A 26,808-nucleotide genomic window follows, 5' to 3' on the forward strand; every position below is an offset into this window, starting at 1 on the left:
CGGAGTCGTGGACGCAGCACAGGACCTGGTGGTCCAGCTCGTCGGCACCCCGTGGGCGTTCCTCGTCGTCGGCCTCGTGCTCGCCGTCGGCAGCGTCGCGGTCTTCCTGCCCAGCCAGGCACTGGTCGTCGCGATCGGCACGCTCCTGGTGGGCGGTGACGGCGGGATCCTGGCGGTGCTCCTCCTCGTCGTCGCGGCCTCGATCGGCATGGTGCTCGGCGACCTCGGCCTGTTCCACCTGGCACGGACGGTCGACCTCGGCTCGCGGTCGTGGTTCTCGCGGCCGAAGGTCCGGAAGGCCCGCGACGCCATCGACGGCCGGTACCGCGCCGCTCCCGGTCGCATCGCGGTCCTCGGGCGCTTCATCCCGATGGGGCGGCTCACGACGAACCTGGTCGGCGCGGACAGCGGGCTCGACGTCCGGCGCTTCTTGGTCAGCTGCGTGCTCGCCGACGTCGTGTGGGCCGCGTACTGCGTCGGCATCGCCGCGGCCACCGGACGCTGGAGCCGCGACGAGCCCTTCCTCGTGACGGTCCTGGCGGTCGTGGCGTCGATCCTGCTCGGGTTCGGGATCTCCGCGATCGAGAAGGCCGTGCGACGGCGCAGCGAGGCGGCGGCCGCGGTCTGACGACCGTAAGGTGGGCAGCCCGTTCGAAGGAGAACCCGTGCTGCTGGACGACCTCGTGCCCGACCCCGACGCGCTCGAGCGCATCGCCACCGGCAGCACCTGGGCCGAGGGGCCCTGCTGGATCGCCGCGAGCCGCACCCTGCGGTGGTCGGACATCCCCGGCGACCGCATCCTGCAGTGGCACGCGGACTCGGGGGAGACCTCGGTGTACGCCGAGCACGTCGAGTTCACCAACGGCCGCACCGCCGACCGGGACGGCAGCGTCGTGCAGTGTTCGCACGGCCGTCGACGCGTCGAGCGCGACCGCGACGGGGTCGTGACGTCGATCGTCGATGCCTGGGCCGGCGTCCGGCTGAACTCGCCGAACGACGTCGTCGTGGCGCGGGACGGCAGCGTGTGGTTCACCGACCCGGCGTACGGCATCACGCAGCCGCGCGAGGGGCACCCGGGCGCGCGCGAGTACGGCGACCACTGGCTCTTCCGCTGCGGACCAGAGGGCCAGGACCTGCGACCCGTCGCGACCGACGTCGACCAGCCGAACGGGCTGGCGTTCGACCCCGACGAGCGGGTGCTCTACGTCGCCAGCTCGGACGGCGACGAACCGGTCATCCGGGCGTACGACCGCAGGGGTGACCGCGGCGACCTGCTGAAGAACGGCCGGGTGTTCGCGCGCCTCGAGCCGGGCGAGGGGGTGCCGGATGGCATCCGCGTCGACGTGCACGGCAACGTGTGGTCGTCGGCGGCCACGGGGGTCGTCGTGTTCGACCCGACGGGCTCGCGGATCGGTGCGATCGCGGTGCCCGAGGTGACGGCGAACCTGTGCTTCGGCGGCGACGACGGCACCACGCTCTTCCTGACGTCGACGACGTCGGTGTACCGGATCGCGACGACGACGCGGGACGCTGCCGTATCCTGAGCCGGCCATGCAGTGCGACTACTTCGACCGCGGGGTGTGCCGGTCCTGCACGCTCATGGGGCAGCCCTACGCCGACCAGGTCCTCGACAAGGAGCTCCGCACGCGGGAACTCCTGCAGGACGCGGTCGAGGCCGCCGGGGGACCAGGGGCGGTCACCTGGTCACCCGCGATCACCAGCCCCGAGTCCGGGTACCGGAACAAGGCGAAGATGGTGGTCGGCGGCTCGACGCAGCACCCGACCGTCGGGATCCTCGACGACCGGCAGCGCGGGGTCGACCTGCGGCACTGCGGCATCTGCACCCCGGGGATCCGGCACGCGTTGCCCGTCCTCGCCGACTTCGTCTCGTACGCCGGGCTCATGCCGTACGACGTGGCCGCACGCCGGGGCGAGCTGAAGTACGTCCTGGTCACCGAGTCGCCCGACGGCGAGCTCATGGTGCGCTTCGTGCTGCGGTCCGAGGGGCAGCTGCCGCAGCTCCGGCAGCACCTCGACGCGCTGCGCGCCGCGCTGCCGAACGCCGTCGTGGTCACCGCGAACCTGCTGCCCGAGCACAAGGCCGTGACCGAGGGCGACCGCGAGGTCGTGCTCACCGAGCAGGAGACCCTGCCGATGCGGCTCGGCGGGATCACGATGCACCTGCGGCCGCAGAGCTTCTTCCAGACGAACACCGCCGTGGCGACGCAGCTCTACGCGCAGGCGACGGACTGGATCGACGAGCTCGACCCGGCGTCGATGTGGGACCTGTACTGCGGCGTCGGCGGGTTCGCCCTGCACGCCGCACGTGCCGGCCGCGCCGTCACCGGGATCGAGACGAGCGCCGAGGCGATCCGCTCCGCGAAGCAGTCCGCGCGCGAAGCCGGACTCGAGGGCGTCCGGTTCGCCGCCGACGACGCCACCGAGCACGCCCTGCGGGCCCGTCCGACCGCGGTCCCGGAGCTCGTCGTGGTGAACCCGCCGCGGCGGGGCATCGGGGCGACCCTGTCCGGCTGGCTCGAGGAGTCCGACGTGCAGCACGTCGTCTACTCGAGCTGCAACCCGGTGACCCTGGCGAAGGACCTGGCGCGGATGCCGTCCCTGCGGCTGCGTCGGGCGCGCGTGCTCGACATGTTCCCGCAGACCGGTCACCTGGAGGCCGTGACCCTGCTGTCCCGGGTCTGATCGAGGACCGCTGCACCCCATTGCCAGGGGATTGCCATGTTGACGTCCCCCGGGTACACGCGATGACCATGCCCATGGGCATCGACGCGTACAGGTTCTCCGGTGGGGTACATAGCATCGATGGGTAGAACCGTTTGTCTCGGTTTGATAACGGTGATGAGTTGCCTATGGTTGCCGCCGAGGTGCCGCCGGCACACGTCCACTGCCCCCGGTGGCGCACCCCACAACAGACCGCGATCGGTCGGGGTGGGCAGTGGCCGCTGCGTTCGAGCAGCGCGTGATCCCGGTGGAGCAATCACATGAAGAAGCTTTCCCGTACCCGCACCATCGTCGGCGGCCTGGCGTTCGCCGGCATCGCCGCGACCGGTGTCGGCCTCGCGGCAGCCCCCGCGAACGCAGCGTCCGGTTCGACCTGGGACGCCCTCGCGCAGTGCGAGTCCGGCGGCAACTGGGCCATCAACACCGGCAACGGCTACTACGGCGGCCTGCAGTTCAACCTCGGCACCTGGCAGGCCAACGGCGGCGCGGGCAACCCCGCGTCGGCGAGCCGCGAGGCACAGATCGCCGTCGCCGAGCGCGTCCTCGCCTCGCAGGGCTGGGGCGCCTGGCCCGCCTGCTCCGCGAAGCTCGGACTGAGCGGCACGAGCGGTGCCGCTCCGGCTGCCGCCGCGCCGGCCCCCCAGGCCCCCGTGCAGCAGGCCGCACCGACGCAGCAGGCCGCCCCGCAGCAGGCCGCCCCGCAGCAGACGGCCCCGCAGCAGACCGCGCCGAGCACGACCGAGTCGGCACCGGCACCGGCTCCGGCCGCCACGACGCCGAGCAAGCCCGCCCCGGTCGAGACGAGCGGCAAGACGTACACGATCAAGTCGGGCGACACCCTCGACTCGATCGCGACGAAGCTGACGATCGATGGCGGCTGGAAGCAGCTCTGGGCCGCGAACACGTCGACCATCGACGACGCGAACCTCATCTACGCCGGCCAGGAGCTCCAGCTCCCCGCCTGATCGCTCCGCCGATCCAGCGACGACGACGCCCCACGACCTCGGTCGTGGGGCGTCGTCGCGTGCGGGGTCGGGGCCGCGGCCTACGGGTGGTCGGCCAGCCACCCCGCGACGTCGTCGGAGCGCAGCGCCTGGGACAGCTCGCCCACGGCGAGGGTGTTCAGCGTCACGATCGACTGGCCGTCCGGCGACGTCCCCGCGCCTGCGGTCGGCAGGGTGAACGTCCGCAGGTCGTCCGCGCGCACACCCCGGAGCGACCAGCCGAGCCGCACGAGCCGTGGGAACGTGAGCCCGGGGTCGACGGACAGGTGCTCGCTCGTCGCGGTCACGAAGTCCTGGATGCGGCCGGGGTTCGTCAGGGTCCCCCGCGAGAGCAACCCGTCGAGCACCCCGCGCATGAACGCCTGCTGGTTGCGGACCCGGGTGTGGTCGGCGTCGGCGAAGGCGTAGCGCTCCCGGACGAACGCCAGCGCGGCGTTGCCGTCGAGGTGGTTCGGTCCGGCGACGAAGTCGTGACCGCGAGCACTGAACGCCTGCGAGGAGTCGACCGTGACGCCGCCGAGGGCATCGGTCATCGACGCGAACCCGGTGAAGTCGATCTCGGCGACGTGGTCGATCCGGACGTCGAGCAGGCGTTCGACGGTCTGCACGGTGAGCGGGACGCCGCCCCAGGCGTACGCGGCGTTGATCTTCGCGCGACCGTGGCCGGGGACCTCGACCCAGGAGTCCCGCATGATCGACATGAGGTAGACGGCGCTGCGGTCCGCCGGGACGTGCGCGAGCATCAGGGTGTCCGCACGGCCGCCGGCGGTCCGGTCGGGGTCGTCCGCCGGCCGACGGTCCGAGCCGATGAGCAGGACGTTCTCGGCGCCCTTCGTCGCTGCCGGTCGAGCACCCTGCGGGAACGCGTCGCCGATCGTGTCGGTGCGGTCGCCGAAGCTCCGGGCGAGGCCGCCGACGAACACGCTCGCGACGACGGCGACGACGACAGCGATGCCGAGGATCGACGCCAGCGTCGCCACGGCGGCGACGACCACGGGCCGCCGGCGGCGGGATCGGCGGGCGGACTGTTCGGCGGCCAGACGGGCCGCCCGACGTTCGGACATGCGGGGCTCCTGCGGGGACGGGTCGACCGGCAGTCGACCCAACCAGGGTATCGCATGTGATATGTGACCGGCGGGATGGTCAGAGCCGGTCGAGCACTCCCTGGAGCGCTGTGCGGAGCGCCGGGTCCTCGGGCAGGACCTCGCGCTCGATGTGCCGGGCCGTCTCCCACGACGCTCGGCCGGCGTCCGTGACCTGCACGACGCGGCGGCGACGATCGGCCGGGTGGGGCGTCCGCTCGACCAGGCCGTCCCGCTCGAGGCGCTCCAGGGTCCGCGACATCGTCTGCGGCTGGACGCGGGCGGTGCGCGCGAGCGAGTCGGCGCCGCTGGGGCCGGTCCGGACGAGGATGTCCACGACGATGAGCGCGGCGTGCGGCAGACCGATCGCCCGCAGGCGCTCGTCCCACTCGCGCTCGACGGCTCGCGCCGCGGCCGAGAGCAGGCGACCGAGCGGCCACTGGGTGGTCGTGTCGTCCATGGCCGCAGTCTAGGTCGCGTCGTCCGCCGTGGCGCTCGCCGCCGGGCGCTGACATGTGACACGCTGGGCGCATGCCAGTTCCGTCGACGCAGCCCGCAGCCGAGCGCAAGCTCCTCCGAGACACCGTGCAGGACAAGATCCGCGACGCGATCATGGACGGCACGCTCGAGCCCGGGGAACGGCTCAACGACGACGACCTCATCGCCTGGCTCGGGGTCTCCCGCACCCCCATCCGCGAGGCGCTCGCCGAGCTCGCCCGCGCCGGGCTCATCGAGATGGCGCCGAACCGCTACACCCGGGTGGCCGCCCCGACGGCGGAGGAGTTCCTCGACGCGTACCGCACGCTCGGCGTCATCTACGGCGGCGTGGTCCGCCTGGCGGTCCCGCGCTTCACCGAGTCGCAGCGCGGGAAGATCGTGAAGATGCTCGACGACGCGCACGGCAAGATCGCAGCCGACCAGCAGGACGAGGTGTTCCGCAAGGGCGCCGACCTGTACTCGCAGTGGGCGGACGCCTGCGGCAACGCTTCGCTCGCACAGCTCTGCCGCTCGACGACCGACGGCCTCGCCTTCAAGCTGCGGGTGCCCGAACTCGCCGAGCTGGTGCCGGCCGACGTGATCCTGCCCGAGCTCGAGAAGCTCCGCGCCGCCGTCCTCGACCAGGACCCGATCGCGGCCGAACTCGCGATGGAGGCCGTCCACCTGCTGCCCGAACGGTCCTAGGCGGGCAGCGGCGACCTCCCAGGTCCGTTCCATGTCCGTCCTGCGCGTGGCGGTTATGGTTTCCCGGTGAGCAACGAACCCGAGCAGACGACCGAGCCCGCGCGTCGCGGCTCCGTGCCGGCGCGCCACGGGCGCCAGAAGCGACGTGCGGGTGTGGTCTTCCCTGCAGTCGCCGGGGTCCTCACGATGGCGCTCCTGCTCAGCGGCGGGTACGCGGCCTTCGCGTTCAACCGCGTGCAGAGCGGGGTGACGCGGATCGACGCCATCGCCGGGGGCAAGAAGGACAAGGACGACATCGACGGCAAGGCGCAGAACATCCTGCTCGTCGGCGACGACCACCGTCCGGAGAACGCCACCCCCGAGCAGATGGCCGAGCTCAGCACGACGACCGACGGCGGTGCGACGAACACCGACACGATGATCGTGCTGCACATCAACGCCGACGGCTCGCAGGCGACGATGATCTCGTTCCCCCGCGACTCGTACGTCGACATCCCGGACGTCGGCAAGGGCAAGCTCAACAGCGCGTTCTACTACGGCACGCTCAACGGCGGTGGGGACACCGGCGGGGCGAAGATGCTCATCAAGACGATCGAGAACCTGAGCGGGCTGTCGATCGACCACTACGTGCGCGTCTCGCTGCTCGGCTTCTACCAGGTGGTGAAGGAGCTCGGCCCGGTCGAGGTGTGCCTGAACCAGCCCGCGAAGGACAAGGACTCCGGCGTGGACCTGCCCGCGGGCAAGTCGACGCTGAACGCGAAGGAGGCGCTGTCGTTCGTGCGTCAGCGCAAGGGGCTGCCGAACGGCGACCTCGACCGCAACGTGCGGCAGCAGTACTTCCTGTCGCAGGAGGCCCGCAAGGTCCTGTCCGCCGGCACGCTGCTCAACCCGATCAAGATGAACAACATCCTCGGGGCGATCGGTGACTCGATCCAGACCGACACCGACCTGGTGTCCCTCGCGACGCAGATGCGGAACCTGCGCCCGGGCAACATCCAGTCGGCGACGATCCCGACGCTCGGCACCCCGACGATCTACCCGAACGGCACGGCGCTCTCGATCGTCGAGGTCGACACCGTCGGGCTGCCCGCCTTCGTGCAGGGCCTGGTCGGCGAGCCGGAGCGGTACGCCAAGGCCGGTCGTGCGCAGCCAGCGAACACCTCGGTCACCGTGCTGAACGGCTCCGGCGTCGAGGGCGCCGCGACCGCCGCCGGGCAGGTCCTGACGGCACGCGGGTTCCAGGTCGCCCCGGCCGGGTCGTCCCCGACGACGAAGACCACGCAGGTGCAGTACCCGGCCGGCCAGGAGTCGCAGGCGAAGGCCGTCGCGGCCGTGACGCCGGGTGCGGTCGCGGTGCGGACGAACGTCGTCTCGACGGTCACGCTCGTGCTCGGCACCGACGGCAAGACCCCGAAGCCGGTCGCGGCGCCGAGTGCGACCGCCTCGTCGCCCGCCGCCGACGCCGGCAGCTCCTCCGGATCGGGTTCTGGTTCGGGGTCCAAGTCCAGCGCGAAGCCGTCGAAGGAGCCGTCGCCGAAGTCGACCGACGTGCACAACTACGGCACCGACGGCACCTGCATCAACTGACCGCGTCCCCCGCGGGATGGGAACGTCCGGCGGGGGGATCGGTACGGTCGACGGGTGAGCACTGCGGCCCGTCCGATCGTCCTGATGACCTACAACGTCAAGAACCCCGACCCGGCGCACGACTGGCCGGCACGGCTGCCGGTGGTGCTCGACATCATCCGGCGGCACGACCCGGACGTGCTGTGCGTCCAGGAGGCCTTCGACCACCAGATGGACGCCCTGCGCGCCGGGCTCCCGGACCACGCCGACGTCGGGCAGGGTCGCGAGGGCGGCACCGCGGGTGAGCACGCGGCGGTGTTCTTCCGCCGCGACCGGTTCCGCCCGGCCGACCAGGGGTCGTTCTGGCTGTCGGACACCCCCGACGAGCCGGTGTCGAACACCTGGGGCAGCCTGTACCCGCGGATCGCGAACCACGTCCGGCTGCTCGACGCCGACGGCCCCGCCTTCACCCTGCTCACCACGCACATGGACCACGAGGTCGGCCCGCACGGCGACGAGGTGCGGGGGAAGAGCGCCGCCCTCATCGTGGAGCGCCTGGCCGCGGAGACCGGCCCGGTCGTGTTCGCGGGCGACTGCAACGAGCCGTCCGGTTCGGGTGCGGCGTCGCGCGTGTTCCGCGAGGCCGGCTTCGAGGACGCCTGGCTGGTGGCCGGCGACCCGGACGACCGGACCGCGAGCTACAACGAGTGGCAGCCCCCGGTGGACTCCGGTGAGCGCATCGACTGGGTGCTCACGCGCGGGGTCGCCGCCGTCGAGCGGGTCGAGATCGACCACGACGGCCCGGAGACCTGGTTCGCGAGCGACCACTTCCCGGTCGTCGCGACGATCCGCGTCTGACCGCGGGCGGCCGGGTCAGCAGCTGCGCTGTGCGTGCACCGGCATCGGCGACCCGAGCACCGTGACCGTGGTCTCGTCGGTCAGGGCCGACACCCCGTTCCTCCCGGAGTGGGCGCGGTCGGCGCGGTGCGACCGGTCCGTGCGCTCCCACCCCTCGCGGAGGAGCAGCTGCCACGCCTGGGCGTCGTCGGAGCCGTAGGACACGCGTGCCGAGCGCGGGGCGTCGGCGATCGCCCGGCGGATGTCTTCGCCGACCCGCACGCCGTCCGGGCCGGAGAGCTCGACCGTCGACCCCCATCGGCTGCGGACCGCGTCGCGCAGCACCCGGATCTCGACGGCGTTGCCGATGCGTGCCGTGGTGGTCAGGGCCGCGACCCGCACCGCACCGCGCCAGGTGTAGGTGGTGCCGGCGGGGAAGCACGCGCCGCCGTCGCCCTCGGCGGTCTGGGTGCGCGACGGTGTGCCGAGCAGGCGGTCGAGCAGGCCGACGGTGAGCGCGGAGTCGCGCATCGACGCACGGACGACGGTGTGGTCGCCGGCGCGCAGGACGAGCGACTCGGCGCCGAGCTCGATCGCGTCCACCCCGCGCAGCTGCGACTCCGTCACGACGACCGGTGCGGCGTCGCGGACGGGCACGGCGGCGACGGCGGCGTCCGACCCGGCCCACGGCGTGCCGCCGCCGACGACCGATCCGGCCGTGCAGGCCAGGACGGCGGCGCAGAGAGCGAGCTTGGTCCGAGGAGTCACCGTCCGACGGTACGACGCCGGAGCGGCGTGGACGACAGGTGTTACCGAATCGCATCCGGGCCGTCACCGGACCGTGACCTTCGCCGGGGACGCGAGCGGCGCCCTGGTGGTGCGCACCGCCGGACGTGCGCCGACCCGCGCGACCGGGGGACAGCCTCCTGGGCGGACGTGCTGTCGGGGCTGCGTACCGTCACCGGCATGACGGACCAGTACACCATGCAGGACCCGACCAAGCTCTACGCCGACAAGAAGCCCGACGAGCAGTACCTCGAGGGTGCCGGTACCGACGCGGAGATGGCGAAGAACGTCCCCGCGGACCACGGCGAGGACACCTACCGCGGTTCCGGCCGTCTCGAGGGCCGCAAGGCGCTCGTGACGGGCGGCGACTCCGGCATCGGCGCAGCCGTCGCCATCGCCTACGCCCGTGAGGGCGCCGACGTCGCCATCTCGTACCTGCCCGAGGAGCAGGAGGACGCCGAGCGCATCGTCGGCCTCATCGAGGCCGCCGGCCGCAAGGCCGTCGCCCTGCCCGGCGACATCACCTCGCTCGAGTTCTGCGAGCAGCTCGTCGCCGACGCCGTCGAGCAGCTCGGCGGACTCGACATCCTCGTGAACAACGCGGGCAAGCAGCAGAACGTCGACGACATCACGAAGATCTCCGACGAGGAGTTCGACGAGACCTTCAAGACGAACGCCTACGCGACCTTCCGCATCACGAAGGCCGCCGTGCCGCACCTGCAGCCGGGTTCGACGATCATCAACACGACGTCGATCCAGGCCTACGCGCCGTCGCCCCACCTGGTGCACTACGCCGCCACGAAGGCGACCGTCAACAACATGGCCAAGGGCCTGGCGGCGCAGCTCGCCCCGAAGGGCATCCGCGTCAACGCGGTCGCCCCGGGCCCGATCTGGACGCCGCTGCAGCCGGCCGGCGGCCAGCCGCCGGAGGCGCTGCCCTCTGCCGGTGAGCAGACCTACCTGGGCCGCTGGGGCCAGCCCGCCGAGCTCGCGCCGGCGTTCGTGTTCCTGGCGAGCGGCGAGTCGTCGTACGTCGTGGGCGAGACGCTGCACGTCGACGGCGGGATGCCGACGCCGTAGGGCGCGCTCCACGAGCGATCGGACAGGAGGCGCGGTGCCGGTGGGCACCGCGCCTCCTGTCGTGTCCGGGGTCGCGTCCACCGCCGGCGCGGTGTCAGCAGGTGACGGTGCCGGCCATCCGTTCGAGGAGCTCGCGCGCCGACAGGGCCGCGGCGAGCTCGACCTCGACCGGGTTGATGCCGATCGCCCGTTCGAAGGCCCGGCGGCGAGCCTGGTCGGCGATCGGGACCTCCGGACGCTGCGGCAGCACCGCGACGGCCCGTGCGGCGGCCTCGAACGCCCCGGCCGGTCGGCCGAGCTGCTCCCACATCGCCCGGACGTCGTGGGCCACCTGGTCGGGGTCGCCGCCGAACTCGAAGCCGGCCGAGGCCATGGTCGCGAGTCCCTGTGCGGTGGGGTCGTTCGGGGTCATGTCCGGCATCGTCACACGCGGTGCCGCGAGGGCGCTGGACGTCGCTTGTCCTCCGATGTGCTGACACCCGGACCGGGGATTCTGGTGTCCCCCGTTCTGCGTCAGCATGGAGGGGTCCCGGTACCGGGGCGACGCGGACACGACGTCCGGCGAACGACGGAGGGCATGATGCTCGAACACACCAGCGCGGACACGCAAGCGGCTGTCGCCGCGGCCGCCACCCTGCACCTGCGGATCACGATCGTGGGGGCCACCGTCGACCTCCTGCGCGACGTCCCCTTCCACGAGGCGCGACCCGCCCACGTCGCCGAACGCCTCGGGATCCCCGTCTCCGAACTCGAGCAGCACTTCCCGTCGTGGGACGGCCTGGTGCTCGCCGCGCTGGACCGCTGGAACGGCGCCCGGATGGACGAGGTCACCCGCGAGGTCGGGGACGGCTCCACCGTCGACCTGCTCCGCGCCATCGTCGCGTCGAACGCCGAGGACCCCGCGCTCATGCGCCTGCTCGTCGCGCTGCTGTCCGTGGCCGGCAACCCGCTGCACCCGATGGCGAACTACCTGCGCTCGCGGTACCAGCTCTTCTACGCGCAGATCAAGCGCGGACTCGAGCACGACGTCGCCGTCGGCCGGGCGCCGCACACCATGGAGCCCCGGCGGGGTGCCGAGCAGCTCATCGCCCTGTACGAGGGCCTGCAGCTGCAGGCGCTGCTGCGCTCCGACCTCGACCTGGTGCCGGCCTTCGACCGGGCCGTGGCGCGGCTCGAGCGTGGGTGGATGGAACGCTACGAGGCGAACGCGGCCCGCCGCCTGGCGACCTGGAACGACGACGACACCGGCAGCTGGGAGATCTGAGCGCGGTTCCTGCCCGGCCCGACGTCCGCTGAGCGCGTGCCTGCGCCGGGGCCGAGCGTCGACCGCGTACCGATGGGTGTCGACGGAAGGAACCCGACATGGCATCACCGAACCCCATCCAGGTCCAGAAGTACCTGAGCGGCATCGACTACCCGGCGTCGAAGGACGACATCGTCTCGACCGCCGAGCAGGAGAACGCCCCCGACGACGTGCTCGAGGCACTGCGCGGCATCCCGGACCGCGAGTACGACGGCCCGACCGCGGTGTCGAGCGCCGTCTCCGACGCGGGCTGAGCGCGCGCGACGGCGTCGGGACCGCGCCGCGGTCGTACCGCGGTCGCATCGAGTGAGCAGAAGACGTCGGGTGGCGTGATCGCACCCGGCGTCTTCTGCTCACCGGGCGCCGCCGGAGCGCGACCCGCGCGACCCGAGCGCGACCCGCGTCACCCGCGCTACGTGCGCGACCGTGACCCGCGCGGCACCGAACCGTCGCCCGGATCGTACCCGGAGTCCCGGATGACCCGCAGCGCCGTGGTGTCGTTGTGGACCGAGTGCACGACGACCCGACGGGTGCGGCGCAGGGCCCGACGGGCACCGGGGGTGGCGAACAGACCGCCGAGCACGAGTCCGGCGCCGATGCCGAGTGCGACGGACACCGCGGCGACGAAGTCGAGTGCCGCGCCGGACGACCCGGACATGAAGTTGAGCAGGGCGTTCGACACCGCGACACCGGGGAGCAGCGCCCCGCAGAACGCCGGCACCGCGATCGCCGCCACCGCCGTCCGCATGCGGACCGCCGCGTAGGTCGACAGCACACCGAGCAGCACCGACGCCAGGAACGTCGCACCGAGCAGCGGCAGCCCGGCCTGGCGCAGCATCCACAGCGAGGCGCCGGCCGCGACCGAGAAGACCACCGCGACCGGGATCACCCGGGCGCTCGCCTGCTGCACGAAGCAGTTCGCCGCCGCCGACACGACGGTGAGCGACATGAGTGCCCAGAGCGGCAGGGGGCGGATGACGATGCCGGACGGGTCGACCTCGATCGACAGCCAGTGCGTGACGGCGATGCCGGCCGGCACCCCGACCACGATCGCGGCGATGACCAGCCCGATGTAGAACGCGCGGGCCACCGCCATCGCCCGGAAGCCGGAGATGGCGTCCTGCGCCCAGGTCACGAGCGACGGGTGCGGCAGCAGCAGCACGACCAGGGCGGCGACCATGGTGGCCGCGCCGCCGGGCCCGAGGACCTCGGCGCGGATGGCGAGCGACCCGATCGCGGAGGCCACCGCGGCCTGCGCCCCCGAGACGAAGAACTGCGGGTACCCGCGGCCGGTCAGCCACCGGCCGGACACGATGATGCCGAGCATGAGCACGAACGCGCCGACCCCGGCGCGCCAGCCGCCGCCGGCCTGCATCGCGATGGACGTGCCGAGGACGGACAGGCCGACGTCGGACAGCCACATCGGCCACCGCGGCGGCATCCGGAGCACGGCGACGAGCGCGTTGACGGCGGAGGTCATGTCCCGGTCGTCGTGGATCAGGTCGTCGACGATCTGGTTCGCCCGCGCCAGGCGGTCGAGGTCGGAGCCGTCGGAGTGCACGGTGCGGACCTTCACGAGCGGCGGGACGTCGGACGGCGCGTACTGGATCGTCACCGAGCTGCCGGAGAAGTCGAGGTCGAGCGGCGCGAGGTTCCACTTCGTCGACACCGCGACGACGGCGGTCTCGACGCTCCGGGTGTCCGCGCCGGAGGCGAGCATCACCTCGGCCAGGTCGAGGCAGAAGTCGACGATCTGGGTCGCGGTGTACTGGTCGCGCCCCTTCGCGTCGGGCTCGACGTGCTCGTAGATCGTGCCGCGCAGACGGGCCCGGGCGTCGCGCAGGTCGTGCTGCGCCAGGCTGCGGCGTCGTGGCCGTGGTGGGCGGCCCGGCTTGTGCGGGCCAGGGGGGTGCTGCTCGGCCATCACGCCATGGTGCCAGGCGGATCGCGCCGAGTCCGGACGTCCGCTGGACGCGGCAGGATCAGCTCCGGCGGCGCACGCTGAGCCGACCGAGGGCGAACGCGGCGACCACGGCGCCGGCGACGGCGAGCAGCTGACCGACGGCCTGCTGCGTCGAGTCGGTCCCGGCGACGAAGGCGTCGTCGGACACAGGTGCGTACGCGAACCAGCCGAACGACGCCGTCGGGGCGGTCAGCGCGACCACGACCCCCGCCACGAGGGCGACCAGGCCCACCCAGAACGCGATACCGGACGGGGTGGCGAACAGGCGACGTCCCATGCGCACCAGCGTACGGGGACGACGGACAGGAGGCCCGTGGCGGATCCGCCACGGGCCTCCCGTCCGACAGGTGGTCGGTCTGCTGCCTACTGCTCGAACGTCGCGTCGAGCGTGATCTCGACGCCGGTCAGGGCCTTGCTGACCGGGCAGGTCGCCTTGGCGTCCTCGGCGGCCTTGAGGAAGGTCGCCTCGTCGATGCCGGAGACCTCGCCGCTGACGGTGAGGGCGATGCCGGTGAGCTTGAAGCCGCCAGCCGAGTCCGGGCCGAGCGAGACGTCGGCCTTGACGTCGAGGGCCTCGACGGTGCCGCCGGCCTCACCGAGGACGGCGGAGAACTGCATGGCGTAGCAGGCCGAGTGCGCTGCGGCGATGAGCTCCTCGGGGCTGGTCGTGCCGCCGGCCTCGTCAGCGGCGCGCTTCGGGAACGAGACGTCGTAGGTGCCGACCTTCGAGCTCGAGAGCTCGACCTGACCGGAACCGTCGTTGAGGCCGCCGTTCCAGGCGGTGCGTGCGGTGCGCGTGGGCATGGCCGCTCCTTTCGTGTGGGGGATCGGTCCCGAGCGGGACCGTCGGAGCCGAGTCAATCGGAGAACGCTCGTTCTCGCAACCCGCTCACGGCGAAGACGCAGGGTTCCGGGTGCGCCCCGGTGTCGCCCGGGTGCGCCCTGGTGCTGCCTGGTGCTGTTCCGCGCGTGGGAAGCAGTTCCGCGCGTGGTGAGGCGATCCGCGCGTCGGGGGGCGTTCCTTCCGGCCGACCACGCGCGGAACTGCTTCCCATCCCATGCGTGATGGGACGGAACGTGCGCGTGCAAGTCTGCGACAGGTGTCGGGGAGGGCGACAGGTGTAGGCTGAACCTCCGGATCACACGATCCGATCGCGACGCCGCACCCCTCCTGACGCCCGACGGATCACCGCCGATCCGCCGCCCCGCAGTCAGCGAAAGAGGAGAACCCCATGCGCGCCGTCGTGTTCGAGCAGTACCAGACCTTCCCGTCTCTGACGGAGGTCCCGAAGCCCACCCCCGGGCCGGGGGAGGTGCTGCTCAAGGTCGCCGGTGCCGGGGCCTGCCACTCGGACGTCGCCGTGTACCGCGAGTTCCAGGAGGGCCAGCCGGGTGCCCAGGCCCCCGCGTTCGTGCTCGGTCACGAGAACTCCGGCTGGGTCGAGGCCGTCGGCGACGGGGTCACCGGTTTCGCCGAGGGTGACGCCTACCTGGTGTACGGGCCGGTCGGCTGCGGGCACTGCTCGTACTGCTCGAAGGGGCAGGACACCTACTGCGAGAACGCCGCGACGAACCCGTACATGGGCATCGGCCTCGGGCGCGACGGTGGCATGGCGGAGTACGTGACCGTCCCGGCGCGGAACCTCGTGCCGCTCGGCGACGCCGACCCGATCGCGGCCGCACCGCTCAGCGACGCCGCGCTCACGCCGTACCACGCGATCAAGAACTCCCTGCCGAACCTGGCGGGCGGCGGCAAGTACGCGCTGGTCGTCGGGCTGGGCGGGCTCGGGCAGATCGCCGTGCAGATCCTCACCGCGCTCACCGGTGCCACGGTCATCGCCACGGACATGAAGCAGGACGCGATGGACCGCGCTGCCGCCCGGGGCGCGATCACGGTGCCCGGCGGCCCGGACCAGGCCGCGGCGATCCGCGAGATCACCGGCGGACGTGGCGTCGATGCGGCCTTCGACTTCGTCGGCGCCACCCCCACGATCACGCTCGCGCAGGCGTCGATGGCGGTCGGCGGCCGGTTCACCGTCGTCGGGATCGCGGGCGGCACCACCGAGTGGAACTTCTTCTCGACGCCGTACGAGTCGACCATCACGAACACGTACTGGGGCACCATCGAGGACCTGCACGAGGTCGTCGCCATGTACCGCGCGGGGCAGATCGTCCCCGACGTCGAGCGCTACGCGCTGTCGGACGCGCTCGAGGCGTACCGCAAGCTCGAGGCCGGCGAGCTCTCGGGCCGCGCGGTGGTCGTCCCGACGCTCTGACGGACAGTGCCCGCGGCGCCCTTGACGGGTGTCGCGGGCGGGGTGATCCTTGCCCGCATGAGCCTGTTCATCAGCTGCCCGGTCGAGAGCGTCGAACGCGCGACCGCCTTCTACAGCGCACTCGGCTGGACGCAGGACACCACGATGTCCCGCGACGACGTGTCGTGCTTCGCGATCACGCCCGGGCAGTTCGTCATGCTCGCCAGCCGTGCGGTGTACGCGAGCGTCGGCGGGACCGAGGACCTCGTCGGCGGTCCGGACACACCCTCGAAGGTGACGGTCTCGTTCGACCTGGCCAGCCGCGAGGCGGTCGACGACCTGGTGGAGCGAGCCGCCGCCGCCGGGGGGCGGGTCGGGGACACCGACGACTTCCCGTTCATGTACCAGCGCCAGTTCGACGACCCCGACGGGTACCACTACTCGCCGTTCTGGATGAAGCCGGGAACGGGACCGACGCCCTGACGGCGACCGCGACCGTCATGCCGGCGCCCGCGACCCCGCCCCGGGTGTCAGCGCCCGGCGGCGTAGCCCTGCGCGCCCCGCGGGTTGGCGGCTGCGCCGAGGACGCCGGTCGACGGGTCGCGGGTGACGCAGGAGAGGCGACCGAGTGACCAGTCGCCGGCGCGCGTGACGACGTGCCCACGGGCCTCCAGGCCGGCGATCACCGCGTCGCCGAGCCGGTCCTCGACCACGAGCCCCGCCGGCTCCCACGTGCGCGGCCAGAACGAACCGGGGAACGACGTGGTGTGCAGGGCCGGGGCGTCGATGGCCTGCTGCGGCGAGTACCCGCCGACGATCCAGCGCAGCAGGAAGAGCAGCTGCCACTGGTCCTGCTGGTCGCCGCCCGGTGAGCCGAGGGCCGCGACCGGCTCGCCGTCCCGCAGCACGAGCGTCGGGGTGAGCGTCGTGCGCGGACGGTCCCCCGGACGCAGGGTCGAGGCCGTGTCCGGCTCGAGCCACGTCATCTGCAGGCGCGTGCCGAGGCAGAACCCGAGGCCGGGGATCGTCGGCGACGACTGCAGCCAGCCGCCGGACGGGGTCGCGCTGACGATGTTGCCCCAGCGGTCGACGACGTCGATGTGGCAGGTGTCGCCGCGGGTCTCGCCGTCCGGGGCCACGAACGGTTCGCCGCGGTCCTCCACGGGAGCAGCGGGAGCGGCGGGAGCGGCGGGCGCGGCGGGCGGGCGACCGGCGCCCCGCGCGACCTGCACGGTCGGCTCGCCGAGCCCCGCCGGGCGCTCGGCGTCGTCGGGGGTACGGAACGGCGGCAGCACGTGCTCGACGCCCGCGACGGTGCCCGGGCGGAGCTCCGCGGACGCCCGGTCGCCGATGAGCGCGCGACGTTCGTCGGTGTAGGCGTCGGAGAGCAGGACGTCCATCGGGACGTCGCCGTCGCCGTAGAAGGCCTCGCGGTCGGCGAGCGCGAGCTTCTGCGCCTCGACGATCGTGTGCGCGCCGACCTCGGTGGACGGGTCGAGCAGTGCGTCGTCGAGGGGGTCGAGCAGGCGGAGCGTCTGCAGCAGCGCCGGCCCCTGCCCCCACGGCCCGGTCTTCGCGATCGTGCACCCGCGGAACGTCGCCGTCGTCGCCGGTTCGTAGGACGCCCGGAAGGCCGCGAGGTCCGACGCGCGGATCACCCCCGCGTGGTCGGTGCCGGAGGCGTGGCGGTGCGGTTCGCGGACGAACCGGTCGATCGCCTCGGCCACCATCCCCTCGGACCACTCGGTGCGGGCGGCGTCGATGCGGGCGGTCCGGGTGTCGGTGCCGGCACCGGCGGCGACGAGCCGGTCGAGCACCGAGGCGAGCGCCTCGTTGCGCACCAGGTCGCCGGCGGCCGGCACCGCACCGTCGGGCAGCCACTGCGCCGCGGACGTCGGCCAGTGCTGCCGGAACAGGTCGTGCACGGCCGTGATCGTGCGGACCACGGCGGGGGCGACGGGGTGGCCGTCGCGGGCGTAGCTGATGGCCGAGGCGAGGACGTCGGCGAGCTCCCACGTGCCGTGGTCGCGGAGCAGGAGCAGCCACGCGTCGACCGCGCCGGGGACCGTCGCGGCGAGGGCGCCGGACCCCGGCACGAGGGCGAGGCCCTCGGCGCGGTAGTGCTCAGGCGTCGCAGCGGCCGGTGCGGGGCCCTGCCCGACCAGCACGACCGGGGTCGGGTCCGTCGCCGTCGCGAACACCGCCGTCAGGTCGCCGCCCGGCCCGTTCAGGTGCGGCTCGACGACGTGCAGCACGAACGCCCCGGCGACCGCCGCGTCGAAGGCGTTCCCACCCCGCTCCAGCACGGACTGCGCGGTGGCCGTGGCGGTCCAGTGGGTCGCGGCGGCCATGCCGAAGGTGCCCTGCAGGTCGGGGCGCGTGGTGTGCCCGGCGGGCGGGACGAAGGCGGGGTTCGGCGTCGGCATGGCCCCATCCTGTCCCAGCGCCGGCGGACAGGTGTCGCCGTACCCCCCTGTCACGGGGTTGTGCGCCCCGCGGTGAGAAGCGACCATCGTTCGGCGACTCGTGCAGGGCGAGCGCCGAACGACCGCGCAGGGGCGCGGCCGCTCCACGAGGCAGGGACTCCATGACCACCAACCACTCGACCGTCGTGCGCGCGCGCCGGTCCCTCCGCATCGCCGGGCTCGTCACGGCGCTCGCCGTGGCCGCGACCGCACTCGTCGCGGGCGACCTCGCGGTGACCGCTCGTCCCGCTTCGGCGTCGGCGGTCTGGGTCGGCTCGGCACCGGCCGGCACCACGATCGCCCCCGGTGACCAGGTCACCTCGCCGAACGGCCAGTTCCGCCTCATCATGCAGGGCGACGGCAACCTGGTCGAGTACGGCATCGGGAACCAGGTGCTCTGGGCATCGAACACGTCCGGTGCGCCGGGCGCGGTCGCCGTGGTCGGCAAGAACCGCGCGCTCGACATCACCAGGAACGGCAAGCGGCTCGCGCGCTGGGCCTCGGCCGGCACCGGGCAGTCGACGGCGCTCAAGGTCCGTGCCGACGGCACCATGGCGCTCCTGGCGGGCAAGAAGGTCGTCGTGAACTGGACGAACTTCCAGGACCGGGTCCTGTCCGGCAACCGCATCCTCGGCGGCACCGTCCTGCGTTCCGACACGAGCGCGACCCGCACCCTCAACATGCGCACCGACGGCAACCTCGTGCAGAAGCAGGGCGGCCGCGTCGTCTGGCAGTCGAAGACCGGCGGGCACCCCGGCGCCTGGGTGGAGCTGCAGACGAAGGGCAACATGGTCGTCTGGACCCGAGACGCCTCGCGCAAGAAGGTCGCGCTCTGGTCCAGCCGCACGGGCACGGCCGGCTCCGGCACGCTCCTGGTACAGGTCGACGGCAACGTCGTGCTCTACGGCGGCAAGGACACCCGGGTCTGGTCGAGCCGCCCGGTCACCGGCCTCGCGTGGCCGGTCAACGGCACGAAGATCAGCGGCCGCTACGGCGACGACCGCGGCGCCGGACACGTGCCGCGCTACCACCAGGGCACCGACGCGCCCGTCGCGGTGGGCACCGCCGTGTACGCGTCCGGCTCGGGCACGGTGACGAAGACCGTGGCGAACGACGGTTCGTACGGCAACTACGTCGTCGTGACCTACGGCCTCACCACCGTCCTGACGGCGCACCTCAGCAAGATCGAGGTCAAGCAGGGGCAGATCGTCAAGCTCTCGACCGAGATCGCGAAGTCCGGCAACACCGGGCAGTCGACCGGGCCGCACGTGCACGTCGAGGTCCGGCGGAACGGCACCCTCGTCGACCCGCTGGGAACGCTGCACTTCCGCTGACGCGGCGCGCGGGCGGACGGCACGAGCGCGTCCCGGCCGGGAGGCACGGCTCGGGTGGACGGGGACGGCCGCGTCGTCCACGGGCGCGCGTCCGCACCCCTGCCCACCGAGCGGGGCGGGCGACACCCCGCCACGCCCCCGCTCCGGGACCGTAGGCTGGAGGCGATGGGACAGAGCCGCGGAGGACACGACGCCGAGGCCGTGCTGGCCGCGTTCGCCCGCACCACCGGGGACGTCGCGGCGGCCCGCCGGGTCGCGCGGCAGTTCCAGGACCTCGACGAGGGGGAGCGCTCCGCCCTGCTCTGGAGCGAGGACGACGGCGCGAAGACCGTCGCCGTCCTGCTGCTCGTGCAGGCCATGCGGGCGCACCCCGACCCGGAGCTGACCGAGGAGTACCTGGCCGCCGCGAAGGCGGAGCGGTTCGACGACCCGGTGCTCGTCGACCTCGCGGCCGAGGAGCTCGTCGGCGCCCCGCTCGTCGGCGGTTCGACGGGCCCGCTCTTCGCGCTCGTGAAGTCCGACGTCGCGATGGTGCGACGGATCGCCGTCGTCGCGACCCTGGCGTTCGCGAAGCAGGGCGACGCCGACGTGCCGCTCGGGATCGCGGGCCGGCTCGTGCGGGAACGCGGCGACACCGTGCAATCGGCGCTCGGCCGGGTGCTGCGCGAGACGGGGAAGCGGGCGTCGGAACCCGCCCTCGTGGCGTTCCTCGAGCAGAGCGGACGGTTCCTGACGCCCGCCGCGCTCGCCACCGCGACCGAGCACCTGCCGGCGGCCGAGCGGGACCGCCTGCGCGGCTGACCGCCGCCACGCGCGCCGACGCGCGCACGGCACACCGGGCTGGGAACGCACCACGGGGCGGGCGGGTACCGAGGACGTGAACGCGAGCCGTGCCTCCCGGCCGGCCCGAAGCGAACCACGAGAGGAACGCGACGTGCGCGCACTCACCTGGCAGGGCACCGAGAAGGTGTCCGTCGAGACCGTCCCCGACCCGACCATCCAGCAGCCGACCGACGCGATCGTGCGGATCACCTCGACGGCGATCTGCGGCTCCGACCTGCACCTGTACCGGGTGCTCGGACCGTACATCGACAAGGGCGACGTCCTCGGGCACGAGCCGATGGGCATCGTCGAGGAGGTCGGTTCCGCCGTCACGAACCTCAAGGTCGGCGACCGCGTCGTCATCCCGTTCAACATCTCGTGCGGGCACTGCTACATGTGCGAGCGCGGCCTGCAGTCGCAGTGCGAGACCACCCAGGTCACCGAGTACGGCTCCGGTGCGGCGCTCTTCGGCTACACGAAGATGTACGGCCAGGTGCCCGGCGGCCAGGCGGAGTACCTCCGCGTGCCGCACGCCGACTACGGCCCCATCGTCATCCCCGACGACGGCACCCCCGACGACCACTGGTTGTTCATGAGCGACATCCTGCCGACGGCCTGGCAGGCCGTGCAGTACGCGAACGTGCCCGAGGGCGGCACCCTCGCGGTGCTCGGCCTCGGCCCGGTCGGCCAGTTCGCCGCCCGCATCGGCAAGCACCTCGGCTACCGCGTGCTCGCCGTCGACCCGGAGTCGGTGCGCCGTGACCTCGGTGCGAAGCACGGTGCCGAGGTGTTCGACCTGACGAAGGACGTCGTGCCGGAACTCGTCGACCTGACGGACGGCCGCGGCCCCGACGGGGTCGTCGACGCCGTCGGCATGGAGGCGCACGGCAACCCCGTCGCCGGGTTCGCCCAGCGGGCGGCCGGGCTCCTGCCGGACGCCCTCGCGCAGAAGGCGATCGAGACCGCCGGCGTCGACCGGCTCGCTGCGGTGCACGCGGCGATCGACCTGGTCCGCCGCGGCGGCACGGTTTCCCTGAGCGGTGTCTACGGCGGCATGGCCGACCCGATGCCGATGATGACGCTGTTCGACAAGCAGATCACGGTCCGCGAGGGCCAGTGCAACGTCCGCCGCTGGGTCGACGACCTCATGCCGCTCGTGTCCGACCCGTCGGACCCGCTCGGCACGCTCGACCTGACCTCGCACCGGGTGTCGCTCGAGGACGCCCCGCACATGTACGAGGTGTTCCAGAAGAAGCAGGACGACTGCGTGAAGGTCGTGCTCGACCCGGCCATGGCAGCCGCCTGATGCGGATCGTCGTCGTCGGCGCGACCGGCAACGTCGGAACGGCGGTGCTCCGCCGGCTCGCCGCGGTCCGCGCCGGCGGCGACGGGGCTGGGGGGACGGGCGCGGGGCACGGCGGCGCCCACGCGGCCACGGTGCCCGACGCCGCTCGCGGCGAGGTCGAGCTCGTCGGCGTCGCCCGACGGCTGCCCGACGCGCACGCCGAGCCGTACGCCTCGGCGGTGTGGCACAGCGTCGACGTCGGCGCGACGGACGCCGTCGACCGGCTCGCGGCCGTGTTCCGCGGCGCCGACGCCGTCATCCACCTGGCGTGGGCCCTGCAGCCGACGCACGACATCCCGACGCAGTACCGGACGAACGTCACCGGGACGGCGAACGTCCTGGCGGCGGTCGCCCGCGTCGGGGTGCCCCAGGTCGTCATCGCGTCGTCGGTCGGCACCTACCGCGGGGTCGACGTCGACGGCAAGCACACCCCGGTCGACGAGACCTGGCCGACCGACGGCATCCCGACGGCGACCTACTCGATCCACAAGGCCGAGAACGAGGCCGCGCTCGACGCGTTCGAGGCGGAGCACCCCTCGGTGGTGGTGACGCGGCTGCGCCCCGGGCTCATCTTCCAGCGCGACGCGGCGGCCGAGATCCGCGGGCTGTTCCTCGGGCACCTCGTGCCGATGTCGATCGTCCGCTGGGTGCGCTGGCTCGTGCTGCCGCTGCCGTATCCGTTCGTGTTCCAGGCCGTGCACGCCGACGACGTCGCCGATGCCTACTGGCGCGCGGTCGACCGTCGGGCCGGCGGTGCGTTCAACATCGCCGCGTCGCCGGTGCTCAACCCGCCGCGGCTCGCACGGGCGTTCGGCATGCTCGGCGCCGTGCGCATCCCGCTCCGGCTGCTGCGCGGCATCGTGACCCTGACCTGGCGGCTCCGCCTGCAGCCGACGGACGCCGGCTGGATCGACATCGCGGCCGGGGTGCCGATCATGCGCACCGACCGCGCCCGGACGGTGCTCGGCTGGGAGCCGCGGCACACCTCCGAGGACGCCCTGCGCGCGCTGGTGGCCGGCTTCGCCGACGGCGCGAACGTCCCCGCGTCGGGGCCCTTGCGCGGGTAGGGGCGCGGCGGGGGCGCTGTTTCGCGCGTAGGAGGTCGTTCCGCTCGTGGGAGGGTCTTCTGCGCGTCGGCAGCCGGAAGTTCTGGCTCCCGACGCGCGGATCCGCTTCCCACTCCACGTGCGATGGGACGGATCGCGCGCGTGCTGTGTGTCGGGACGGTGACGATCCAGCGCCCGCGGTGACGGGGATCGGGGCTCCGGCGGGGCCTCGGGTCGTCGGACTGCCGCAGTGCTGAGACATCCGGTGCCTACGGTCGCGGGCATGCAGACCTCGACGCGATCCTCCTCCCACGACGACGACGTGCCACAGCAGGACGACCTCGTCGTGCTCGGGCTCGAGGTCGCCATCGTCGTCACGTTCGTGGCGATCATCGGCATCGCGGCGCTCTGGCTGACCTGAGCACACGACGACGACCGGACTGCCGGTCAGTCCGCCGGGCGGAGCTCGACCGTCGCCCGGGCGCCCCGGTCGGTGTTCTCGAGCCGGAGCACCGCGCCCGAGGCCGCCAGGTGCTGCAGCACGATCGCCAACCCGATCCCCGACCCGCCGTGCGAGCCCAGGGCACCGAAGCGTCGCGGGCCGTCGCGGAGGACCTCCGGCGGGAAGCCCGGTCCGGAGTCCTGCACGGCCACGGCGTGCCCGCGCACCTCGACGGTGACCGGCGACGCACCGTGCCGCTCGGCGTTCGCCACGAGGTTGGTGAGCACCCGGCGCAGGTGGCCGGGGTCGACGACGACCCGCCCCGCGTCGGCGGTGCGGAGCTCGACGCGCTCCCCGAGTCCCTCGTCCTCGACCAGGTCCTGCACGGTGCGGCCGAGATCGGCTGCGACCGCCCGGCCCTCGCCGGCCTCGTGCGCCGCGCGGGACAGGTCGAGCAGGTCGTCGAGCAGCTGTCGGAGCCGGGTCGTGATCCGGCGGACCCGCGCCGTGTCGGGCCCGTCCGGCAACAGCTCGGCGGCCCCGACCAGCGCCGTGACCGGCGTCCGCAGGTCGTGCGCGACCTCGGCGCTGATGGCGCGCTCGTGGTCGAGGCTGCGGGCCAGCGCCGCCGCGGTGTCGGCGAGCCCGCGGGAGAGCACCGCCACCTCGTCGTCGCCCCGGACCTCGGCCGGGGTCCGTCCGGCGACGGTCTCGTCGACGGTCCGCGCCGCGCGCCGGAGCCGTGCGGTGAGCCGTCCGGCGGCCAACCACGAGCCGACCGCCGCGATCGCCGCCGCCGCCACGGCCGCGAGGACGAAGGTGTGCTGCAGGTTGGCCCACTGCGTCTGCAACGGGGTGTTGTCCACACGGGTGGCGATCACCCCCGACGCCTGGTCGCGCGCCGCCCACATCCAGCGGCCGTCGTCGTAGGTCACGGCGGTGCCGCCGTCGAGCGAGGCCCGGAGCGCTGCGGGCAGCACCGCCGGGTCGTCCGTGGACTCCGGCGGCAGGGCCCCGCCGAACGCCTGCGTCGCGATCATCTCGTCGAGCTGGGTCAGCGCCTGCTGCCGGAGCTGACCGGTGGCGTCGTCGATCGCGGTGTGCGCGAACACCGCGCCGGCCCCGACGACGAGCGTCGTGGCGAGCACCGTCATGGCCGCGGCCGTGCGGAAGCGGAGCGAGCGCCACCACGGGGTGCGGTCCGCGTCGCCGATGCGCCGGTGGGCACCGGTGTCGGACGTCCAGCTCACGACGGGTCCCGGTCGACGCGGTAGCCGAAGCCGCGGACGGTCTCGACCACCCCCGGCCCGAGCTTGCGTCGGAGCCGCTGCACGTTCGTGTCGACGATCCGCGGGTCCTGCCACGTGCTGTCCCACGCCATCGCGATCACCTGCTCCCTGCTGAGCACGGCGCCCCGGTTCCGGAGCAGGGCCTCGAGCACCCGGAACTCGACCGAGGTCAACGGCACCGGCACACCCCGGCGTTCGACCCGTCGGGCGCGGACGTCGACCCTGACGTCGCCGATCGCCACGACCTCCTGCGGCGGCCCGAGCCGTCGACGCAGCACCGCCCGCAGCCGTGCGGACAGGACGTCGGCGTCGAAGGGCTTCGTGACGTAGTCGTCCGCCCCCGCGGCGAGGCCGGTGACCTCGTCGAGCGGCAGGCTGCGGGCGGTCAGCAGGACGACGGGGATGCCGAGCGCGGTGAGCCGGGCGGTCAGGTCGAGTCCGTTGAGCCGGGGCATCGCCACGTCGAGCACGGCGACGTCGGGCACCTCGACGTCGACGGACTCGAGCGCCGCGACGCCGTCGACCGTCGCGGTGACCCGCCAGCCACGACGCAGGAGCAGGAGCTCCGTGGTCTCGCGGACGTCGTCGTCGTCCTCGGCGAGCAGGACCAGCGGCGCCGGCTCGGAACCGTGCGCGGGACCGGTCACGCGGACCGAGCCGTGGGTGGGGCCGGTCATGCCCGCTCCTGGTCGCTCAGGAAGCCGAGGTCGCCCCAGATGAAGTGCATGGTCGCGCGGCTCGCCCACGCCGGTCGGTGACCGGGGAAGGTGATGCTGAGCCGCTCGTACCGCCGGACCTCGCCGACGGCGGTCGGGTCGTCGAAGCGGACCGCGACCGGGTACGCGCGCGTCCTGCCGGTCGAGCAGTCGCAGGCGTTGTCGGTCAGCAACCCCGTGGCGAGCGCCTGCCGGCCGCCCCACGACGACCACGCGAGGTTCTCGAGGCGCTGGTCCGACGACTGGCACCAGATCGGGATCGCCGCGGGCTCGGCCACGGCCTGTTCCCCGCACCCGGCGTAGTACGCGCTGCCGACGTCCACCGTGGCGGCGTGGGGGAGGGCGTCGTGCGGGAGGGGGGTCGACATGGCGGTGACGGAGGCGATGGCCACCGCTGCGGTCACGGCGACCGCGGCGGTGATGCCGAGGCCCCGCCAGGGTACTGGGCGCTGCATGCTCCGAGCCTCCGTCTCGTCGGTGTCCCGCACGGGGCAGGGATGTGTCAGTTCCGTCACAGATGCTCGCACGGACCGACGCGGATCGCGGTGTCCCGGACGCCGCGGGCCACGATGGTGTGACACCGGTCGGAGACGACCGCTCCGTAGCGTCAGCGTCGTTCGGAGCGGGTGCCAGCCCGCACACCTGAAGGGAAGACCGTGACCATGAAGACCTCCATCTCGATCCTCGCCGTCGCCGCGGCGGCCCTCGCGCTCACCGGCTGCGCCGGTGCGGGCACCCCCGCGCAGGCCTCGGCCGCCGAGCGCGCCACCGCCACCTCCGTCGCCGCATCGCCCTCGGCGACCGTGACGTTCCCCGCCGGTCAGCCCCCGCGCCCCGGACAGCAGGACCGCTACCACGACACCGACTCGGTGCCCGGCCTGACGGCCGCCGTCGCCGCCGCTGAGCACCCCGGTCTGCAGATCTGCGGTGACGACGTGCAGTCGATCGTCACCGCGTCGGGCGACCTGCGCGGCGACGGCGGCAAGCAGTACCTCGTGGACTCGACGTGCGCGATGGCGACGGCCAGCTCGCCGGACGAGGTCGCCCTGTACGACGTGCACGGTCGGAAGATCACCCGGAGCGCGGTGATCTCCGAGTTCAGCGCCAACCGCCCGCGGACGACCGCCTACCCGTACCTGTGGAAGCGCCACACGGTCGTGCTCACCTACGACGGGGGCACGGCCTACCGCCTCGTCCAGCTCTCGCCGCACGCCGTGACCCCGGGGACGGTGCACGCCTTCCGGTGATCGCGGTCGAGGCGCAGCGGTACGCTCGACCACCATGCGGAAGGGGTCGTGAGCGGATGCTGCTGCCGACCGACCTGATGGGGACGTGGGACCTCCGCCGGACCGTGCACGACCGGCTCGCGGGGGCCCGCGGCACCGTCACCGGCACCACGACGCTGACCCTCGTCGGTCCCGACGAGGTGCGGTGGGACGAGTCCGGGGTGATGGTCTTCGCCGGGCGCACCACACCGGTCTCGCGGACCCTCGCGGTCCGCCGGGCCAGCGAGGACGCCGCCCCCGGTGCCGGCCCCGCCGCCCCCGGC

30 protein-coding genes are annotated in these 26,808 nt (G+C 73.2%); 19 read left to right on the forward strand and 11 right to left on the reverse strand.

The window, feature by feature from the left end:
* Positions 1 to 7: 7 nt before the first annotated feature.
* The 4 genes from BIU97_RS11550 (at position 8) to BIU97_RS18480 (ending at position 3,707) form a co-directional block, all read left to right on the forward strand.
* On the forward strand, positions 8 to 628 hold the full coding sequence (locus tag BIU97_RS11550) for a DedA family protein (protein ID WP_071254239.1): 621 nt from the start codon (positions 8 to 10) through the stop codon (positions 626 to 628).
* 37 nt (positions 629 to 665) lie between these two features.
* Positions 666 to 1,544, forward strand: coding sequence for an SMP-30/gluconolactonase/LRE family protein (locus BIU97_RS11555; RefSeq protein ID WP_441294394.1), 879 nt, complete (start codon positions 666 to 668; stop codon positions 1,542 to 1,544).
* Positions 1,545 to 1,551: 7 nt separating this feature from the next.
* Positions 1,552 to 2,703: a 23S rRNA (uracil(747)-C(5))-methyltransferase RlmC gene (gene rlmC / locus BIU97_RS11560; protein ID WP_071254237.1), complete on the forward strand. Its 1,152-nt coding sequence runs from the start codon at positions 1,552 to 1,554 to the stop codon at positions 2,701 to 2,703.
* Between the two features lie 299 nt (positions 2,704 to 3,002).
* A complete protein-coding gene (locus tag BIU97_RS18480; protein ID WP_071297696.1) occupies positions 3,003 to 3,707 on the forward strand; it encodes a LysM peptidoglycan-binding domain-containing protein in 705 nt (234 codons plus the stop codon).
* An 80-nt stretch (positions 3,708 to 3,787) separates the two neighbouring features.
* Here BIU97_RS18480 and BIU97_RS11570 read toward each other — a convergent pair whose 3' ends face one another.
* Both BIU97_RS11570 and BIU97_RS11575 read right to left on the reverse strand, forming a co-directional pair.
* Positions 3,788 to 4,810 carry an LCP family protein gene (locus BIU97_RS11570; RefSeq protein WP_071254233.1) on the reverse strand — a complete coding sequence of 341 codons (1,023 nt, stop codon included), beginning with the start codon at positions 4,808 to 4,810 and terminating at the stop codon, positions 3,788 to 3,790.
* 79 nt (positions 4,811 to 4,889) lie between these two features.
* Complete coding sequence (locus BIU97_RS11575; RefSeq protein WP_071254231.1) at positions 4,890 to 5,288, reverse strand: MarR family winged helix-turn-helix transcriptional regulator; 399 nt, start codon at positions 5,286 to 5,288, stop codon at positions 4,890 to 4,892.
* A gap of 71 nt (positions 5,289 to 5,359) precedes the next feature.
* On the opposite strand from BIU97_RS11575, the gene BIU97_RS11580 reads away from it, so the two are divergent.
* The 3 genes from BIU97_RS11580 to BIU97_RS11590 all read left to right on the forward strand — a co-directional run bounded on the left by BIU97_RS11580 (position 5,360) and on the right by BIU97_RS11590 (position 8,434).
* Positions 5,360 to 6,010, forward strand: coding sequence for a GntR family transcriptional regulator (locus BIU97_RS11580; RefSeq protein WP_071290523.1), 651 nt, complete (start codon positions 5,360 to 5,362; stop codon positions 6,008 to 6,010).
* 66 nt (positions 6,011 to 6,076) lie between these two features.
* Positions 6,077 to 7,597 carry an LCP family protein gene (locus BIU97_RS11585; protein WP_071297697.1) on the forward strand — a complete coding sequence of 507 codons (1,521 nt, stop codon included), beginning with the start codon at positions 6,077 to 6,079 and terminating at the stop codon, positions 7,595 to 7,597.
* A 54-nt stretch (positions 7,598 to 7,651) separates the two neighbouring features.
* The gene (locus tag BIU97_RS11590; RefSeq protein ID WP_071254225.1) at positions 7,652 to 8,434 is read left to right on the forward strand and encodes an endonuclease/exonuclease/phosphatase family protein; all 783 of its coding nucleotides are present in this window, start codon (positions 7,652 to 7,654) and stop codon (positions 8,432 to 8,434) included.
* A 15-nt stretch (positions 8,435 to 8,449) separates the two neighbouring features.
* On the opposite strand, the gene BIU97_RS11595 is transcribed toward BIU97_RS11590, so the two are convergent.
* Positions 8,450 to 9,181, reverse strand: coding sequence for a hypothetical protein (locus BIU97_RS11595; protein WP_071297698.1), 732 nt, complete (start codon positions 9,179 to 9,181; stop codon positions 8,450 to 8,452).
* Positions 9,182 to 9,379: 198 nt separating this feature from the next.
* On the opposite strand from BIU97_RS11595, the gene BIU97_RS11600 reads away from it, so the two are divergent.
* Entirely contained in the window at positions 9,380 to 10,279 is a 900-nt protein-coding gene (locus tag BIU97_RS11600; RefSeq protein WP_071254270.1) for an SDR family oxidoreductase, read from the forward strand.
* A gap of 94 nt (positions 10,280 to 10,373) precedes the next feature.
* On the opposite strand, the gene BIU97_RS11605 is transcribed toward BIU97_RS11600, so the two are convergent.
* Entirely contained in the window at positions 10,374 to 10,691 is a 318-nt protein-coding gene (locus tag BIU97_RS11605) for a hypothetical protein (protein WP_139196005.1), read from the reverse strand.
* A gap of 165 nt (positions 10,692 to 10,856) precedes the next feature.
* Here BIU97_RS11605 and BIU97_RS11610 point away from each other — a divergent pair, with 165 nt between their 5' ends.
* Both BIU97_RS11610 and BIU97_RS11615 read left to right on the forward strand, forming a co-directional pair.
* Positions 10,857 to 11,543, forward strand: coding sequence for a TetR/AcrR family transcriptional regulator (locus BIU97_RS11610; RefSeq protein WP_071254219.1), 687 nt, complete (start codon positions 10,857 to 10,859; stop codon positions 11,541 to 11,543).
* A 98-nt stretch (positions 11,544 to 11,641) separates the two neighbouring features.
* Positions 11,642 to 11,836 carry a DUF2795 domain-containing protein gene (locus BIU97_RS11615; protein WP_071254217.1) on the forward strand — a complete coding sequence of 65 codons (195 nt, stop codon included), beginning with the start codon at positions 11,642 to 11,644 and terminating at the stop codon, positions 11,834 to 11,836.
* A 158-nt stretch (positions 11,837 to 11,994) separates the two neighbouring features.
* On the opposite strand, the gene BIU97_RS11620 is transcribed toward BIU97_RS11615, so the two are convergent.
* From BIU97_RS11620 to BIU97_RS11630, 3 genes are all read right to left on the reverse strand, one after another.
* Positions 11,995 to 13,506: a threonine/serine ThrE exporter family protein gene (locus tag BIU97_RS11620; protein WP_071254215.1), complete on the reverse strand. Its 1,512-nt coding sequence runs from the start codon at positions 13,504 to 13,506 to the stop codon at positions 11,995 to 11,997.
* A gap of 58 nt (positions 13,507 to 13,564) precedes the next feature.
* Entirely contained in the window at positions 13,565 to 13,822 is a 258-nt protein-coding gene (locus tag BIU97_RS11625; RefSeq protein WP_071254213.1) for a hypothetical protein, read from the reverse strand.
* 86 nt (positions 13,823 to 13,908) lie between these two features.
* Positions 13,909 to 14,349 carry an OsmC family protein gene (locus BIU97_RS11630; protein WP_071254211.1) on the reverse strand — a complete coding sequence of 147 codons (441 nt, stop codon included), beginning with the start codon at positions 14,347 to 14,349 and terminating at the stop codon, positions 13,909 to 13,911.
* Positions 14,350 to 14,777: 428 nt separating this feature from the next.
* Between BIU97_RS11630 and BIU97_RS11635 the strand changes: the two genes are divergently transcribed.
* A complete protein-coding gene (locus tag BIU97_RS11635) occupies positions 14,778 to 15,821 on the forward strand; it encodes an NAD(P)-dependent alcohol dehydrogenase (RefSeq protein WP_071254209.1) in 1,044 nt (347 codons plus the stop codon).
* 57 nt (positions 15,822 to 15,878) lie between these two features.
* Complete coding sequence (locus BIU97_RS11640; protein WP_071254208.1) at positions 15,879 to 16,283, forward strand: VOC family protein; 405 nt, start codon at positions 15,879 to 15,881, stop codon at positions 16,281 to 16,283.
* Between the two features lie 47 nt (positions 16,284 to 16,330).
* Here BIU97_RS11640 and BIU97_RS11645 read toward each other — a convergent pair whose 3' ends face one another.
* Positions 16,331 to 18,226: a gamma-glutamyltransferase family protein gene (locus tag BIU97_RS11645; RefSeq protein WP_071254207.1), complete on the reverse strand. Its 1,896-nt coding sequence runs from the start codon at positions 18,224 to 18,226 to the stop codon at positions 16,331 to 16,333.
* A 161-nt stretch (positions 18,227 to 18,387) separates the two neighbouring features.
* On the opposite strand from BIU97_RS11645, the gene BIU97_RS11650 reads away from it, so the two are divergent.
* The 5 genes from BIU97_RS11650 (at position 18,388) to BIU97_RS18095 (ending at position 23,233) form a co-directional block, all read left to right on the forward strand.
* Entirely contained in the window at positions 18,388 to 19,599 is a 1,212-nt protein-coding gene (locus BIU97_RS11650; RefSeq protein ID WP_071254206.1) for a peptidoglycan DD-metalloendopeptidase family protein, read from the forward strand.
* Positions 19,600 to 19,764: 165 nt separating this feature from the next.
* On the forward strand, positions 19,765 to 20,400 hold the full coding sequence (locus tag BIU97_RS11655) for a DNA alkylation repair protein (RefSeq protein WP_071254205.1): 636 nt from the start codon (positions 19,765 to 19,767) through the stop codon (positions 20,398 to 20,400).
* Positions 20,401 to 20,533: 133 nt separating this feature from the next.
* Entirely contained in the window at positions 20,534 to 21,727 is a 1,194-nt protein-coding gene (locus tag BIU97_RS11660) for a zinc-dependent alcohol dehydrogenase (protein ID WP_071254204.1), read from the forward strand.
* Positions 21,727 to 22,833, forward strand: a complete 1,107-nt coding sequence (locus BIU97_RS11665; RefSeq protein WP_071297699.1) for an NAD-dependent epimerase/dehydratase family protein — start codon at positions 21,727 to 21,729, stop codon at positions 22,831 to 22,833. Before BIU97_RS11660 ends, BIU97_RS11665 begins: the two co-directional genes overlap by 1 nt.
* Positions 22,834 to 23,095: 262 nt before the next feature.
* Entirely contained in the window at positions 23,096 to 23,233 is a 138-nt protein-coding gene (locus BIU97_RS18095; RefSeq protein ID WP_175472088.1) for a hypothetical protein, read from the forward strand.
* Positions 23,234 to 23,259: 26 nt separating this feature from the next.
* Here the strand turns inward: BIU97_RS18095 and BIU97_RS11670 are convergent, their stop codons facing one another.
* Genes BIU97_RS11670 through BIU97_RS11680 form a run of 3 tightly spaced genes read right to left on the reverse strand, consistent with a single transcriptional unit; the run spans position 23,260 to position 25,714 of the window.
* Positions 23,260 to 24,504, reverse strand: coding sequence for a sensor histidine kinase (locus BIU97_RS11670; RefSeq protein WP_071254200.1), 1,245 nt, complete (start codon positions 24,502 to 24,504; stop codon positions 23,260 to 23,262).
* A complete protein-coding gene (locus BIU97_RS11675) occupies positions 24,501 to 25,220 on the reverse strand; it encodes a response regulator transcription factor (RefSeq protein ID WP_083404554.1) in 720 nt (239 codons plus the stop codon). Before BIU97_RS11675 ends, BIU97_RS11670 begins: the two co-directional genes overlap by 4 nt.
* Positions 25,217 to 25,714 carry a hypothetical protein gene (locus BIU97_RS11680; protein ID WP_139196006.1) on the reverse strand — a complete coding sequence of 166 codons (498 nt, stop codon included), beginning with the start codon at positions 25,712 to 25,714 and terminating at the stop codon, positions 25,217 to 25,219. Before BIU97_RS11680 ends, BIU97_RS11675 begins: the two co-directional genes overlap by 4 nt.
* A 201-nt stretch (positions 25,715 to 25,915) precedes the next feature.
* Between BIU97_RS11680 and BIU97_RS11685 the strand changes: the two genes are divergently transcribed.
* Together BIU97_RS11685 and BIU97_RS18100 are read left to right on the forward strand one after the other, a co-directional pair.
* Positions 25,916 to 26,506, forward strand: coding sequence for a hypothetical protein (locus BIU97_RS11685; protein ID WP_139196007.1), 591 nt, complete (start codon positions 25,916 to 25,918; stop codon positions 26,504 to 26,506).
* A gap of 56 nt (positions 26,507 to 26,562) precedes the next feature.
* A partial coding sequence (locus BIU97_RS18100) for a DUF6314 family protein (RefSeq protein ID WP_254782966.1) occupies positions 26,563 to 26,808 on the forward strand: 246 nt, incomplete at its 3' end.

The sequence above is a fragment of the Curtobacterium sp. MCBA15_009 genome, from assembly GCF_001864895.1.
GTDB lineage: Bacteria > Actinomycetota > Actinomycetes > Actinomycetales > Microbacteriaceae > Curtobacterium.